Source organism: Streptomyces sp. NBC_01707, assembly GCF_041438805.1.
Taxonomy (GTDB): Bacteria; Actinomycetota; Actinomycetes; order Streptomycetales; family Streptomycetaceae; genus Streptomyces.
In genome coordinates this window covers 261,769-277,371 of record NZ_CP109191.1, presented here as the reverse complement: position 1 = coordinate 277,371, position 15,603 = coordinate 261,769, and the positions used below count along the sequence as shown (strand labels likewise).

Annotated in this window: 10 protein-coding genes and 1 pseudogene; 1 reads left to right on the top strand and 10 read right to left on the bottom strand. The window is 69.1% G+C overall.

Annotated elements, in window-relative coordinates:
• Positions 1-51: 51 nt before the first annotated feature.
• From OG963_RS44095 to OG963_RS44050, 10 genes are all read right to left on the bottom strand, one after another.
• A complete protein-coding gene (locus OG963_RS44095) occupies positions 52-1,128 on the bottom strand; it encodes an LD-carboxypeptidase (protein ID WP_331750280.1) in 1,077 nt (358 codons plus the stop codon).
• Positions 1,125-2,366, bottom strand: a complete 1,242-nt coding sequence (locus tag OG963_RS44090; RefSeq protein WP_331750277.1) for a His/Gly/Thr/Pro-type tRNA ligase C-terminal domain-containing protein — start codon at positions 2,364-2,366, stop codon at positions 1,125-1,127. The genes OG963_RS44095 and OG963_RS44090 overlap by 4 nt, the downstream gene beginning before the upstream one ends.
• Positions 2,363-5,254 carry a molybdopterin cofactor-binding domain-containing protein gene (locus OG963_RS44085; RefSeq protein WP_331750275.1) on the bottom strand — a complete coding sequence of 964 codons (2,892 nt, stop codon included), beginning with the start codon at positions 5,252-5,254 and terminating at the stop codon, positions 2,363-2,365. Before OG963_RS44085 ends, OG963_RS44090 begins: the two co-directional genes overlap by 4 nt.
• Complete coding sequence (locus OG963_RS44080; protein WP_331750273.1) at positions 5,251-6,141, bottom strand: FAD binding domain-containing protein; 891 nt, start codon at positions 6,139-6,141, stop codon at positions 5,251-5,253. The genes OG963_RS44085 and OG963_RS44080 overlap by 4 nt, the downstream gene beginning before the upstream one ends.
• A 92-nt stretch (positions 6,142-6,233) precedes the next feature.
• Positions 6,234-7,079 carry a class I SAM-dependent methyltransferase gene (locus tag OG963_RS44075; protein WP_331750271.1) on the bottom strand — a complete coding sequence of 282 codons (846 nt, stop codon included), beginning with the start codon at positions 7,077-7,079 and terminating at the stop codon, positions 6,234-6,236.
• 77 nt (positions 7,080-7,156) lie between these two features.
• Positions 7,157-8,104 (bottom strand): amino acid--tRNA ligase-related protein, encoded by a 948-nt coding sequence (locus tag OG963_RS44070; RefSeq protein WP_371800415.1) that lies wholly within the window; start codon positions 8,102-8,104, stop codon positions 7,157-7,159.
• Between the two features lie 281 nt (positions 8,105-8,385).
• Positions 8,386-9,687 carry a condensation domain-containing protein gene (locus tag OG963_RS44065; RefSeq protein ID WP_331750267.1) on the bottom strand — a complete coding sequence of 434 codons (1,302 nt, stop codon included), beginning with the start codon at positions 9,685-9,687 and terminating at the stop codon, positions 8,386-8,388.
• 146 nt (positions 9,688-9,833) lie between these two features.
• A complete protein-coding gene (locus tag OG963_RS44060) occupies positions 9,834-11,081 on the bottom strand; it encodes an MFS transporter (protein ID WP_331750265.1) in 1,248 nt (415 codons plus the stop codon).
• Positions 11,078-12,661: a condensation domain-containing protein gene (locus OG963_RS44055; RefSeq protein ID WP_331750263.1), complete on the bottom strand. Its 1,584-nt coding sequence runs from the start codon at positions 12,659-12,661 to the stop codon at positions 11,078-11,080. The genes OG963_RS44060 and OG963_RS44055 overlap by 4 nt, the downstream gene beginning before the upstream one ends.
• 86 nt (positions 12,662-12,747) lie before the next feature.
• Positions 12,748-14,562, bottom strand: a complete 1,815-nt coding sequence (locus OG963_RS44050) for an asparagine synthase-related protein (protein WP_331750261.1) — start codon at positions 14,560-14,562, stop codon at positions 12,748-12,750.
• A 398-nt stretch (positions 14,563-14,960) separates the two neighbouring features.
• Here OG963_RS44050 and OG963_RS44045 point away from each other — a divergent pair.
• Positions 14,961-15,146 (top strand): annotated as a pseudogene (locus tag OG963_RS44045) (winged helix-turn-helix domain-containing protein); the annotation flags it as partial.
• Between the last annotated feature and the right edge of the window lie 457 nt (positions 15,147-15,603).

Here is a 15,603-nt window from a genome sequence, read left to right as displayed (position 1 = left end):
GGGACGGTGATCCACTGGGGGATATCAGGACCATCTGCGCGGTAATCCAGGTCACTGGGACGGTTCACGCAGCAGGCTCAGTGTCGGTGTGGCCGTGTCCCGGCAGGTCAGACGTGCCCGGCCGCCAACTGGCAGGGTGGACATCGGGTCCGCGTGGCCCAGGTCGAAGCCCGCGGCGACGGGGATCGAAGACGGCAGCGTACGGCGCAGGACGTCGTCGTAACCGGTGTAGCCGAAAGGTGTCGCTCGAGGGTTGCTAATCTTACCCATGATCACACCGTCGGCGCGGTCGAAGACCCCGGCCAGCCGGAACTGCTCCAGTCGTGCCCAAAGTTCGTCCGGGGGTAGACCGTCGGCCTCCAGGAAGACGATCGAGCCGGGGGCCGGATCGGGCCACAGGTCCGTTCCGAGCAACAAGCCCAGCACCAGCAAGGAGCCACCCCACAGGGGTCCCGTCGCCTCTCCGGTCCGCAGGGTCCGCGGCGGCTGCTCACCGCTGTTTCCCTGCCTGCGGCGATCGTCGTCGCGGTCCCAGAAGAGATTCTCGTCCGACCACTGTTCCGCCTGTCCCGCCGTGCCCACCTGCCGCTCGATCCAGGAGTGGTCCCGACCCAGCACCTGGTCGAACTCAGCCGCCGTCAGCTCCCAAGGGCCAGCGCACTCGCCCCATTCCGAGACGACCATCGGGCCGTGAAAGGCGACCAGCCCGGAACGCCGGGGCACCAGGTTCACCAGGGACGTCAGATCGCTGTACCCGATCAGTGGCTTGCCGGCCCGGCCGATGCGGTCAAAGTCCAAGTACGGGAGGACAGGGGTCAGTGTCCACCCGCCGACGGCCGCAATCACACCTGCGGTCTCCTCCAGCAGGCCATGCAGTTCCTCGGCGAGCGCCTGCGGCGGCAGGGTGCCTGCTCCCTGCGCGGCACGGCAGGACTCCCCCACGACCACGGTGTACCCGCGCTCACGCAGTGACGCGAGACCGCGCGCGAAACGGCGGGGAAAGAGCACGGGTGCCGGACTGCTCGGTGCCCACACGCCCAGGGTGGCGTTCGCGGGCAGCAGCGCGGGCCAACGGGCCCGGTCGGCGTGCTTCGGATCTGCCGTGGTGGTCGCGCTCGGTGCGGTCATTGGCTTGCTCCTGTTGTCTCGACGGGGAAGGACTGCAGGTCCGCCCACTCCTCGTGGCCGCGCAGGATCATGTATTCCAGCAGGGCGGTGCTGGTCAGTTCGCGTTCGGGTTCGTCCGAGCCGCGCGCGGCACGCAATCCCACGGTCCCTGCGGAGTTGATCACCACGCGCCAGGGCACGCCGACCTGGTCCGCGAATCGCATGCGCCTGCCCATGGAGGCACCATGGCGGTCGTCGAGGACGACGCTGAGGCCTCCCGCGACCAGGTCGTCGTAGATGCACTCGGCTGCCTCGGTAGCGGCGGGACTTCTGCCCTGTGCTGTGACCAGTACGTCGAAGGGGCGTACGGCGGCGGGCAGCGCGACTCCGTTTGGGGTGCGGTGCTGCTCCAGCAGCGCGAGGACGCACCGCTGGACGCCCAGGCCGTAGGTTCCCATGACCGGGGTGCGCAATTGATTGTCCGCATCGCGGAAGCGGACGTCGAAGGAGGACACGTGGGCATAGCCGTAGCCCATCGCGATGCCGCCCTGCGGGACGTCGTCCTCCGCGGTGGTGGGGCGCGAGGGGTCTCGGTGGTAGGGGATGGTGCGGCTACGCGGCCGGTCGCCGCGGGCATAGGGGAAGATGAACTCGAAGCCGCCGGTCGATGCGTCGCTGACAAGTTCAGCACGCAGGTGCAGCCGTTTCAGGACCGCGCGGACGGTGCGTTGGGCGTGGGCCGCGCTGCGCAGGTATCCGGCGTGGTCGGCGTCCAGGCTGGCAAACAGACAGCACTGGAACTGCCGGGAGTTGTAGATGCCCTGCGGCCGGTCCCGGAAGCGGAAGATCTCCCGGAACTCGAACAGACGCATTGGCAACTGCCGGTGGGAAGTCAGGCCGGCGGAGCCGAGGTACGCCAGCAGCGGTTCCTCGCTGGTGGCGGCTAGGGTGTATTGGTCGAACGGCGGGGCGAAGTCGATGAGTTCGTCACCGAACCTTTCCAGCCAGCCGGCTGGCGCCACGGTGTCCACTCGGCTGATGGCCGGTCCGCGGAACTCTGTGTAGCCGACGCGTTCCATCTCGTCGCGCACGATTCCCTGGATACGGGTGATCAGGCGTTGGCCGACCGGGGAAAACCAGGGGAAGCCAGCGTCGGTGAAGCGGGTGAGGCCGAGGTGGTGCGGCAGGTCGGCGTCAGTATGCGGATCAGGGAAGGGGCCGCCCAGTTGTTCACCGTGCGGAATCTTGCTCAGTTTCATCGGTACTCCGGTGCAGCTGTCGGGATGCGCTGGGCCGCCAGCATCTCCAGCACCCGCCAGGGCGGCAGGTGACGTTCGGTGAGACGGACGCCCAGATGGGCGAGCGCGTCCTCGACCGCACCGACCACAGCGGCGGGGGCCAGCACGGCGCCACCCTCACCGAGTCCGCGGAAGGGAACGTCGCCTGGGCGCTGCGACTCCAGGTGGAGAATGTCGATGGCCGGAGCGCTGAGCGAGGTGGGTAGGAGGTACTCGGTGAGGTCGCGGGAGAGCTGTCTGCCGTCGAGGCCGTAACCAGACCTCTCGTGCAGCACCGTGCCGATGCCCTGGACGACCCCGCCGCGCAACTGGCCATCCGCGACGGCCGGGTTGATGATGCGTCCGCTGTCCGCCACAATCAGGTAGCGGAGTACGGCGACCGTGCCGAGGTCCGCGTCGACTTCCACCCAGCAGCAGTGGGTGGCTTCTGCCCAACCGGTTTCTTCGCTGTCGAACACCTGGGACACGTCCAGTCGGGTCCGTCCCTGCGGTGTGGCGGCGTACTCGGCGGCCAGAGCAGTGAGCGAGCACAGGGTACGGCCGTCGCGGGCCGTGACTACGTGTCCGGCGGCAACGTCCAGCTCGTCGACACGGTGTCCGCTGCGGGCCGCCGCAGCAGCGAGCAGGCGGTGGCGCAGGGTGCGCGCGGCACGCAGCACTCCCCCACCCGCGAGGGCAGCGGCGCGGCTGGCTCCGGTCCCGGCCAGGCTGTAGGGGACGGCCGCGGTGTCGCCGAAGATGACGTCGACGGCGTCCAGCGGCAAACCCAGAGTGTCCGCGGCGATCTGCGCGAGCGTGGTGACGTGGCCCTGGCCGTGCGGGATCTGTCCGGTTCTGACCTCCAGCCGGCCTGCCGGGGTGAACAGTAGTCGGACGGGTTCCGGCCCCATGTGGGCGCCCATTGCCTCGTGCAGGCTCCACGGGCCGGGCGCAGGTTCCAGCAGAGAGGTGATGCCGAGACCAAGCAGGCGGCCCTCAGCCCGCGCCCGTTCCTGCCGGTCCCTGAACTCCTCCAGGGCCGCCTCACGCCGGGCGCGGCCCAGGGTCCAGCCTAGTTCGGGCACATCGACCAGGCGGGCACCGGTGATCATGCGCGGGTCCGGTCCGTCGACCGGAGCCAGGTGGCGCAGCCGGTAGTCGACGGGCTCCTCGTTCAAGGCGCGGGCGACTAGATCCATGGTGCGTTCCGCGGCGAAGGTGGCCATCTCCCAGGGGCCACGGTAGGCGACGTACGGGGTGCGGTTGGTGAGGACCAGGCGGCCGGTGAACTCGTAGGCCGGCACGCGGTAGCAGTTGGGGATCAGGCAACGAACAATGGCGACGAAGACGGCGCTGGCTATCGGGGGGACAGGGTAGGCACCCTGGTCGACGACGAGGTCCGCGCGCAGCGCCAGCAGACCGCCATCCGGGCCAAGCGCCACCTCGATGTCGATCTCCTCGCCGCGGGCCTGTCCGGCCGCAGTTAGGTGCTCGCGGCGGTCCTCAATCCAGCGCACCGGACGGCGCAGACGCATGCTTGCCCAGCACACAGCCACGTCCTCGCGAAATACGCCTCCTTTGATGCCGAACGAGCCGCCCATGTTGGCCGGGACCCGCACCCGGACCTGTTCCGGGTCCAGTCCGAGCACCTGCGACAGGAAGGCACGGTGCGAGTTCGGAGACTGGGACGCCACGTCGTAGGTCAGCCGTCCGCTGCGCGGGTCGTAGGCGGCGAGGCCGCCGCGGGGTTCGAGGGGCGCATTCTGCACGCGCTCCTGGCTCAAGCGGTGCCGTACCACCCGGGTAGCCCGGGAGAACGCCTGCTCCACGTCTCCATGGGTGCGATGCTCGCGGTAGAGGACGTTGCCGTCCAGGTCGGCGAAGAGCGGTGGGTACGCGCCGCTGGCGGAAGCGCGGGCGTCCAGCACGGGGGGCAGGTCGTCGTACTCGATGCCGATGAGCTCGGCGGCTTCCTCGGCCACACAGGGGTCGTCGGCGACGACGAGGGCGACCGGATCCCCCTCGAAGCGCACCCGGTCGGCGGCGAGTGGGGTGAAGGCCGGAGGCATGTAGCCCTCAAGTGGGCAGGCCACGACGATCGGATGGTGGGTGTCGCGCATGTCGGCGGCCGTGATCACGGCGACGACGCCGGGGACGGAGCGGGCGGAGGTGGTGTCGATGCCGGTTATCCGGGCATGCGGCCGGGTGCTGCGCACAAAACGCGCGTGCAGGGTGCCGGGGACGTCGAGGTCGGCGATATAGCGTGCTGTGCCGTTGAGGACGGTACGGTCCTCCTCGCGCAGCGCGCTGGTGCCGACTCGGGGATCAATGGTGGCGGGATGCGCCGGGGCAGCGTCTTGGAGCGCGGTGGCTTCGGCGGCCGGGTGTCCGTCGGAGGCCGGGCCCGGCGCGTATGTCTGTGCGGCGGTGAGCGTCGCCCGGACGATGCTCTCGTACCCGGTGCAGCGGCACAGATTGCCCGCCAGTCTCCGCCGGATCTCCTCCTCGGTCGCGTTGAGGTTTTCGCTGAGCAGGGCGTGAATCTCCATAAGGAAGCCCGCGGCACAGAATCCGCACTGGAAGGCGTGCTCAGCCCACAGCACCTCGCGCAGGTGCCGCATCAGCGCGTCTCCGGTGTCCTCTGCAGTGTGGACTGTGAGTCCCTCTGCCTGCGGGGCGAGGATGGTGCACGAGCGGGCAGTACGGCCGTCCAGGACGACGGTGCAGGAGCCGCAGACGCCGTCCTCGCAGCCCAACCGGACCGACTTGCGGCCGAGGCAGCCACGCAGGTGGTCGGCCAGAGTGCGGCAGTTCGACCGGTGTGTCCGGCCTGCGCGCGACTCAGCGCTGAGGGTAGGTTCGGAGGTCATGGTGTCTCCCACCTCGGGATGAGCAGTGCCCTGGGGTCCGGACGGCGTGCCCTGGTGATCGCCTCGGTCAGCGCCTGATCGGCCAGGACGCGTACCGCGCGGCGGCAGTACGTCGCCGGAGGTGCCCCGCGCTCCTGCTCGACGTCGGCCGGAACGGTCGCCTCGGCAGAGTCGGATGCCTCGGCAAGCCGGGCAGTCACGTCGACCGAAGAAGGCGTGGACACCCTTGTGCTAACCGTGAGTTCGGCCCGCCGTACGGTGCCGTCCGGGGCGGTATCCACGATCGCGGCGACACAGGCGACAGGCCGCCCGCCAGCCGGGTGGACCATCTGCCGTAGGGCGTGCCCGCTGCCTGTCCTACGCAGGGGTAGGGCCACGGCGGTGAGGAGTTCGCCGTGCCGCAGTCCTGTGGTGTACGGGCCGCGCAGCCAAGTCCGCAGGGCGCATTCACGGTCCCCACCAGGGCCGGTGAGGAGGAGCCGGGCGTCGAGAGCGTGAGCGGCGGTGATCAGTTGCGCGGCAGGTGCGGCAAGGGAGAGCGTGCCGCCGAGGGTGCCACGGTGCCGTACCGAGGCGTGTCCGGTGTAGGCGGCGGCGTCGGCAACAAGGGGAACCATGTCCTGAATCCGGGGGTCCGCGGCCAGCGCGTGTTGGCGGGTCATGGCGCCCGCCACGAGGCAGTCGTCCCGTTCTGTCACGCCGGTCAGTTCCCGCAGGTCGCAAAGGTCCACGAGGACGCGCGGGGTGCGGGCCCGGGACGCCATCAGCGGGATCAGGCTCTGGCCGCCCGCCAGTGGCAGGGCCTCGCGTGGTGCGGCCTCGGCAAGGTGGGCCACCGCGTCGCCGAGGCGGCTCGGCGCCACGTGGACGAACGGAGGAAGCTTCACGGACGGTTGCCTCTTTCGGGACGGGCGTTCCCGCTCTCGACGGCGGGCGGGCCGGCACCGGACGGAGGGAAGTCCGGTGCCGACTGAGGGCGTCAAGAACGCGGGAGTACCGGGCTGGCAGTGAAGAGCTCGGGCTCGCCCAGCTCGTCAACCTCGCAGCGCACCAGCAGCTCGGTGTAGCCCATCTCGGAGAGGTTGTCGCGGAACAGGCGCATGTAGACCGCGTACTGCTCCACCAGAGCCTCACGAGCCTCGGCCGACAGCTCGTCAAGGTGCGGTCGGGCGAGGATGTCGCGGACGAAAGAGTCCACTACCTCGTCGGAGATCCAGTCGAAGGTGTACTGCTCCTGGGTGAACGGGACGCGGCCATCGCCGAGGAAGAAGTCCAGCCAGTAGGCCTCCTCGAGTGGCTCGACCGTCACCTGGATCGCTGCGGTGACGTCCGCGAGCAGCTGCTCGGAGGGCTGCTTCACGTAATACATCGGGATTGCTGCGATGAAGCCTCCAGGCTTGACCACTCGGGAGTACTCGGCAAGTGCCTGCGCGCGGTCGGGGATGAGGGAGGTCACATTGCCGCAGAAGACCATGTCGAAGGTGTCGTCGGGGTAGCCCGTCGCAGTGGCGTCGTTGACCTCGAAGGTGATGAGGTGCGCCACACCGAGGCTCTCGGCACGGCGGCGGGCCTCGGCGATACTGCGCTCGTTGATGTCGATCGCCGTGACGCGGCAGCCCACCAGCCGGGCCAGCTCAATGGCCGTGATGCCGGTGCTGGTTCCGATTTCCAGGACGTGGCTGTCCTTGCCGAGATGGGCACGGGCGGCGAGGTTCGAGATGGTCCTGACGCCACCGGGCGGCCGGTTGGTCTCCCGCACGACGGAGATCAGTTCGTTGTAGTTCATGGAGCGGATCTGCTGAGCGGTCAGGTCGCCAAGATTCATGAAGGTTTTCTCCTTGGTGGACGAGTTGCGGTGCCGCCGGGCCGGCGACGGTGGCGAGGGTCAGGGGGTGGTGAGGGTCAAGGGGTGGTGAGCACGCCGTTGGCGCGCTCCAGGAGTTGCAGGTCGCGTACGTCGTCGTGGCGGAGCACCCACATGAAGAAGCGCTCGACGCCCATCCCGAAGCCGCTGGTGTGCAGAGGCTTGTCCTTCTTCATGCGCAGGTACCAGTCGTAGTCGTCTGGGCTGACGCCGTGCGCGGTGAGGGCGTTGTGGGCCTGGGCGGCCTCGGTGTGGCGCTCGCCGCAGCCGATGACCTCACCCGGGCCGATCAGCAGGTCGGCGTTGAGGGCCTTGAGACCGGTGTTGTCGTGGGCCTGGTAGAACGGCACAGACAGTTGGTCGAAGTGGGTCAGCCAAACGGCCGGACCGTGCAGTTCCATCAGTCGGCGTTCGCCCGCCCGGGTGATGGTGCGCCACCCGTCGTGGAACTCGAAGTACTCGTCGGAGCCGTCGAGGGTGGCCACGGCATCGTCGAACGTCATGCGGGTGGTGGGCTTGGCCAGGAAGTCGGTGAGGTGCTCGACGCCGCCGGCGATCTGAGCGACCGGGGCCTCCAGCTCGCGCAGGACCGCCTCCGTGAGATGACGCAGGTAGGCGTCGGCAACGTCGATGACGTCGTCCAAGCCGCCGGGGATCTCAGCTTCGCTGTGGAAGAACTGGCTGAGGTGGGTGGCGTCCGTCTCCTCGCCCCGGAAACTGGGCATCAGGTAGTAGCAGCCGGTGTCTGCGATACGGCAGCCGTACTCCAGCAGGAACTGCATCGAGTCGGCAAGGTAGGTGGGGATGCCGAACAGGTCCACCTGTACCGGCAGCGAGTCGCTGCCGAGGCCCATAGGCGAGGAGATCGAGGACGTGGTCACCGGCAGGTGCAGCGCTTTGACCCGGCGGGCCCGCCAGAATGCGGCCGTCTCGTAGTTCACCAGGTCCTGAAGATCGACGAGGGACGCGTACATGGGATCGTCCAAGATCTTCAGGAAGCGGGGCAGGTCAGCCTCAGAGGGCCGCTGCGGTGGGCTCGGTTCGACTTTCAGCACGTGATGAACCTCCAATTGCACGCACGCCCAGCACGGGCGGGTCCGGGACACGTATGGCCATCCGGCGTCGCCGGGTTGGCCGTTCGAGTGATCGCAGCTTCGCAGCCTGTGATTCCGGTTCCGTTGCCGTTCGTTCTGCGGTCCGCCTGAAGCGGCTAGAGCCGGGCAGAACCCGATCGGGACGGCGGCGACGCGAGCCCAGGTGCGGGGGCTCAGCACAGAGCAGCCAGCCAGGCCTCTACGAGGGCGCGATCGAGGAGCTGCTTGCGGAAGATGCCGCTGACCCGCAGTTCGCTGCCCGTGTCGGAGATCCACAGACTGAGGTCAAACATCGCGTCCGTCAAAGTCGGCACGCTCAGCTCGCCTCTTATGCCCTCCAATTCGAGTCGCATGACTGGGTTGCCGGAGAAGAAGATCGACCGGCGTTGGTAGGCGAATTCCCCGCTCGTGGCATCGGCGTTCCCCACCGCTTCCAAGATCGCGTCGAAGGGGATGCCCTGGTGATGCATCGTCCACAGCACGCCTTCGCGCACCGCCTCGACGGTCGCGGGCAGTCCGGCGACGCGCGGGACATCCACGGTGACGGGAAGCACGCTGACGAAGTTGCCGAGCACGCCCCGGGCCGCGGGCACGAATCGCCCGGGAAACGGGGAGAAGAAGCTGAGGTCCGGTCCGAGCACACTTGGGCGCATCGCGTGAAGGAGCTTCGCGGTGGCGAGCATGAAGCTCGAAACTGACAGGTCGGCGGCTTGCCGGGCATGCCGCTTGTACGCGCTTCCGGTGAGTACGACCGCGGCCTGCTCGCCCTCCGCCGTGCAGGCGCGCCAGGGGGTCGGTTTGCCGAGCACCATGTCGGGGACGCCTTCGGGTAGCCGATCGTGCCATGCCGCCCGCAGCTCATCCCGCTGGGCACCCGCCAGGATGCGGCGCTCGGCGGCGGCGACCCTGGCGAGGGAAGCACGGCGCCGGGTGGGGGCAAAGTTCTCCGCCTCGTCATTGCACTCGTAGGCTACCGAGAGGTCGTCGAGCAACTGGGCGTATGACAGTCCGTCGCACACGGTGTGGTCAACCTTGATCACCAGGGCGGTTCCCGCGCCGCTCGAACCGCGCACGCAAACGACCCGCAGCAGGCGTCCGTCGCGTAGGTCGAAGGGGGCGAGCATCTCCGCGTCCGCGACGCGGCGGGCTTCTGCCCACACCCCCTCCTCATCGGCACCTGTCGTCTCGACCACGTAGACGGTCGGCCGCCAGTCCGCTTCTCGGTACTGCGGCCCGTAGTCCGGGTCGACTCGGTAGCGGTGGGCGAGTGCGGGGTTGACGGTCACCGCCCGGGCTAGCGCGCGTTCCAGCCGGGGGACATCCACGGTCAAGCCAGGGAAGGCGAACACGAAGCACGTCAGGTTCTCCGAGGGCAGCGAGCCGTCGTCGCGCAGCTGATGGTTCAGGCCGATGCTCATGCGGTGTGGGACGCTGCGCCAGACGTCGGCCGGCGCTCCGGCGGGAGTGGCTGTCAACGGAACTCCTGGAAGATCGGGGGTCCGTGCGGACCGGAGGTCGGCACGGACCCGCTCGGGTGGCGGGGCCGGTCGCAAACGGGCCCGTTCCGGTGTGCACCGTTTCAGGTCGCGTGACGACGTCTCGGTACGGGCCGATATCACGGCTAACCGGCGGTGTCCTGTCGCAGGACGACGACCGGGCGGCGGGCGGCCAGCAGGCCGACGACGTGCAGCACGGCAGCCGTGGCCTGGGCCAGGGCGAGAGCGAGGAACACGGTCCGCGCGCCGGTCGCCTGGATCGAGGAGCTGCTGAAGATCAGACCGCAGGTCCCGCCAGCCAGGGCGACGGCTGTGGCTACGGTAAGCGCTTCGGAGCGCAGGCTGGCCGGCAGGCGCAGCGCCCGCACCGCCGAGACCGGTGCGCTTGATATGCCGTTGAGGAGACCGGCAACCACCAAACAGCACAGCACGGCGGTCACGCCGAGCGGCAGCAGCAGCGCGAAGAAGGACAGCGCGAGCAGCAGCCGCCCGCCCACCGCGAGCACCGCTGCGGGCAGCCGCCGCAGCAGAGGTCCGACCAGAAGGGTCCCTGTTAGGGCTGCGGCAGCGAACGAACCAGACAGCACGCCGGCCACCGTCGCTCCGCGGCCCCCGAACTCCAGCGCCACCACGGGGATCGCCGCGAACAGGCCCTGCCAGGCAAACTCTGAGCAGACCAGCGCCAGGGACCAGGTTGCCGTCAGCGGGTCGGCCAGCAAGGTGCGCACGCCCGCCGAACCAAAGCGCGACGGCCGTGCCGGCGGCACGGTCGCGGCCTCTTTCGGCAGACAGCGGTGCAGCAGCACGAGAGACACCGCAAAGCTCGCGGCGTCCACCAGGACCACTGGGGTCGCGCCGAGCAGGCCGACCAACGCTCCTGCCAGGGGCGGGCCGAGCATCATGCTGAGCCGCATCGTGCCCTGCAAGGCCGCGGTGGCGCGGCTCAGCAGCCTCTCTTCCTCTCCGACGATACCGGGGAGCATCGCCTGCTGAGCGGCGGCATAGGGGGCGATGAGACCGCCAATGACGAACATCGCGACCGCGGTGAGGGGCACCGCAAGGGGACCGGCGGCTGTGAACAGCGGGACGAGTGCGATCAGCACGCCGCGGCAGGCGTCACCCAGCAGCATCGTGCGGCGGGGCCCGGCGCGTCCGGCCCACGAGGCACCCAACGTGCCGAGCAGGGCGGACCCGGCCATCTGGGCCGCCATCACCACGCCCATGGCACGGGCCGATCCGGTCTCAGTGAGTATGAGCCACGGAATAGCGACAATGGTCAGGGAGCTGCCGAGCACCGACACGAACTCGGCGGCGAACAGGGCCCGCAGGACCGGGTGGTGTCGGATGTCCGAGGGCGCGGTCCCAGGCGTCACGCCAGCAGTCCCACGACGTGCTCGGTGAACTCCACCAGGCGCGGCCAGGTGAACAGGGCGCGCAGCTCCACCTCGTGGCCGAACCGGCGCGAGACGTCGATGACGAGGCTCTCGGCAAGGAGCGAATGCCCTCCGAGTTCGAAGAAGCTGTCCTTTGGGTCGATACCGTCGATTCCCAGGATGTCCTCCCACACCTCGGTCATCGCGGCCAGGGCGGCAGCGTTGACGGTGGTGCCCGCAGCCGCGGGGTTGGTGGCCGCCGTGAGGACGTCGGGCGTCCCGACTGTCTCGATGAGAGGGGTGTCGGGGTCGTCGGCGATCGTCCAGAGCACCTCGTGGTAGTCGGCGGCCAGCGTCGCGAGAACGGATTCGCCCAGTGCTCCGGCCGGGTCCTTCCACAGCACGTGGGTTCCCGCACTGTCCTGACGGACCATCACAGCCAGGGTGAAGCCCGCGGTACTCTCGATATCAAGCAGGCTCAAGACGGCCTGTGACCCGGGCACGGTCAGCCGCAGATCCATCACGTCAAGCCCGTCGCGCAGGCCCGCGTGCCAATACTGGAACAGGCTGCGGTGCGTCAACTCTCGAGCCTGCGGTCCGACCATGCCCGCACACCGCATGATCGTCGGCTGCGGGAGATCGCCATGGGTGAGCGCGCTCTTGACCCGGCCGCGTAGCTGTCGCATGAGATCGACGTAGGTGTCCGACCTACCCATGCGGGCCCGTACGGGTAGCAGGTTGACGAAGTACCCCACCTGCTGCTGGGCCTCTTCCAACGTCCGGCCGTGGAAGGGAACGAATGACAAGACATCCGACGCGCCGCTGTGCCGCCGCAGCAGGGCGTAGTAGCCCGCCATCAGGGCGGTGACGTACGAAACTCCGCAAGCCGCGGCACGGGCGCGCAGCCCGGCGACCAGGTCGGCAGGCAGTAGGTCGCTCACCATGCTGTATCGAGGCGGCGTTTCAGGGGCGGCGGGAAGCCGGAGATCGGGTACATCGGTGCCGAGTTCGGCCGTCCAGTAAGCCCGGTGCCGCTCGCCGTCCGCGGTCTGCGACAGCCGCGCAGAGCGCAAGGCGTGGGCCTCCAGTGCGTACGGGTCGTGCGGAACGGTGACGGGCTCGCCGGTGTAGGCCTGGCGCAGTGCCTCCAGCAGGAGCAGCATGGACGCGCCATCGCTCACGAGATGGTGCACGCACAGCAGCAGCACCTGCCAGTCAGGGCCAGTGATGACCTGCACTCGCGCCAGGGGGCCGGTGTGCAGGTCGAACGGCACCTGCCAGGCGTGCCGCACTGCCTCCTCGCGGCCCAGCTCGGTCGTGATCTCAGTGAGCGGGATCGGCGGGGCGTCGGACCAATCAAGGCGGTTACCTCCGGGGTCGGCGGTGACCCGGCCACGGAGATGGGGAAAGGCAGCGGCCAGGGCGCCGACGGCGACGGACAGCCGGCCGAGGTCGAGCGTGCCACGCACGGCGAGCGGGAACGGGATGATGTTGGTCCAGGCATGCGGATCGAGTTGCCAGGCCACCTTCATGGCCTCTTGCCCCACTGAAAGGGGCACGCTGTGCGGGGTGCTGGTCATGGAGTCCTCTCCCGGGCTGTGCGCGTGGTGGTCTCGTCTTGGTGCGTTCCCCGGTGCGGCCGGGGCGCGGGTGGAAGTGGATCTGTTCAGATCCGCAGCCGTACCTGGTGGCGGCGCAACCACGCGTCGACCTGGAAGAGCATCTCGACGTCGGCACGGCCGAACCAGCCGCCCCGGTCCAGCAGTGCCGGGTCGGCGACGACGCGAGCGGCGGCGCCCAGGTCCGTCACGGCGTGCACGGGTGCCGACGAGTCGTCAAGCAGGTCCCGCAGCCGGGACACGACGGACGCCTTGTAGCGGGGGTCGTAAAGGGCAGGGAAAGTGGATTTCTTACGCTCTAGCACCGAGTGGGGAACAAGGCCCGCCGCTAGGTCACGCAGAATGCTCTTGGTGCGGCCCCCGGTGAACTTCATGGAGACCGGCACGTTGTACATGAACGAGTAGAGCGCGGGGTCAGCGAAGGGGAAGCGCATCTGTATCCCGGCTGCCGCGCCAAGGCGTTCGGTATGCAGCATGGTCTGTTCGAGCAGCCGGGTCACTGTCAGGTAGTCGATCTGCCGTACCGTGCGGCGGCCCGGTGAGTCGCCCGGTAGCACGGGCACCTGCGCAACCGACTCCTGAAAGACGCGCTCCAGGTATCCGTCGAGGTCCAGGACGCGCAATAGGTCAGGGTCGAACAGTCCGGTGCCGATGCCGTGTGCAACGCCGAACCGGCGGGCCTGCTCCAGCCAGGGAAAGGTGGTCAGTTCGGGTACGCCGTCCAGGTCGCCGTAGAGGCCGCCGAACATGGTGTCCGCCGCCTCCCCCGATAGGCCGACAGAGGCGCGCGCCGACAGAGACCGACTCAGCATGTACGGGGTGACGTTCTTGTCGCCCCAAGGAGTGGGATAGTCCTTGGCGGCGAGCACCTCAGACAACGTGACCGGGTCGCAAACCTGGTCAACGTCGACGAGGACATCCTCGTGGTCGCAGTCCCAGAAGCGGACAACATCCTCGATAAAGGGGCGGTCGGGTATCCGGGACGCAGACCGGGCGAAGGCCACTGTGGCAGTGACGGGCGCGCGCTGAGTGCCGGTGGCGACCAGTCCCGCGAGCACGCTGGAGTCCAGGCCGCCTGAGAGGAGTACGGCCGGTTCATGCCCAGCGATGTCGGCAGCCACGGAGGCGCGCAGCAGATGGTCGGCCTCCCTCGTTGTCGCCTCCGCGTCGAGCACATGCTCGTGCGCCTCCAGCCTCCAGTACCGGTGGGCACGAACGGTATGCCCGGTGAACCGCAGGACCGTGGCCGGAGGCACTTCGCGGATACCGCGCAGCGCGCCCCGGCTGTCCTCGCGCATCAGGGTGAGCAGGGCGCACAAGGCGCCGGCGTCCGCCTCCGGGGTGACCAAGGGATGCGCGGCCAGCACGGCGACGTCCGACGCGAACAGGACGCCGCCATCCGTCACGGTGTAGCTGAGCGGCTTGATGCCGATCCGGTCGCGACCGAGCAGAAGTTCGCCGGAGCGTTCGTCCCAGACAGCGAAGGCATACAGTCCCTCCAGCCGCTCGGCCAGCTCACTCCCCCAGCGCAGGTAGGCGCGCACGATCACCTCGGACGCCGAGGGCGGCGGGCAGCCCGGACCGGTGGCGCCACCCAGCGCGTTCCACAGATTGTCGGCGTTACGCAGGTATCCGTCGCACACCGCGACGGCGACCGTGCGGCTGTTTTCCTGGACCGCGGCCGGCCCGGTCGGCCCCCGCCAGGCCCGGTCCGTGCGCTGCACGAGCGCGGCGCGCCGTCCCGTCCAGTCGGTGCCATCGTGCCGGGCGCGCACGACGAGTCCGGACGCCATCCGGGCCACCGCTACGTGTTGCTCCGTCAGATCACGGTCGCCGTCGATCCATCCCGCGATGCCCGCCATCCCGTCCCATCTCCCACCTCGCCTGTGGCGCGTCCGCTGCGCGCGACGCGCCGCTCGTCCCGGTCTGTACGGGCCACTGCCCGCGCCCGGCATCCCGCGTCGCATTGACACCGCCACGCTAGGCCGGTGCCGTACCGGGGCGAGCCCCGTCCGGATTCCATCGGGGGGCCTGCGCCACCTCGATGGGGAACCTGGAGCGCACCCGGGCGGAACGAGGGCGGGGAGGAGGGCACGGCGGAGGCATTGCACCCTGCCGGTTCGGCGAACTCCCCGATCGTCACCGAGGCCCAGTTTCGCCGTGCTTGAGGAGGAGCTGGGCAAGGGCACTGTCGCGCATCACTTCGAGGATGAGCGGTGGAAGCTGGCCCGAGTCCAGAGTGTGATCCGTCGTCCGTCGCCGGTTCCGGCTGAGTCTGTCGGTGGCGACGGTGTGGCGGTTGCTGAAGCGGCACGGCTGGTCCTGGCAGGCCCCGCCCGCAGGGCCCTCAATGCGACGAACACGCGGCGGCGTTACGCAGGCCAAGGGCTCGCGACGGAGTGTGGGGCCTGGGGCCGGCGCGGAAACGCCCCTGTCATTCGAGTGAGAGGGGCAGATCCCGTCGGCGGAGCTCCGTAGCGGCCCTGTGCTACCACCGCCAGGCGAGAGGAGTCCGCTGATCTACCGGCCTCGCGGGCACCTGCTGCTGAAGAGCGCCCAGAAGAGTGTCTCCTGGAAGGACTACTGCGACATGCTCGCCCGGGCCAACATCCAGTTCGTCGGCCCGATCGTGATGGTCTGGGAGAAGCTCCACACCCGCCTGACAGCAGGGCGGAAGAGTCCGAGCCCGAGGAGGCCGTCTGCGACTACTGCGTTCTGCGGCGTGAGTCGCCAACATCTCGGCGGGGTGTTCGATGAGCTCGAACCTCAGTGGTAGCCACACTGTGAGGGAAGGCGCCATGACCGGCAGGGTGGTGCCCGCCGTAGGCAGGCCAGCGCGGGGGCCGAAGCCCGAAGCCATAACCCACGTCGCAATGATCGGCATCGTATGCCGACGCCTGACC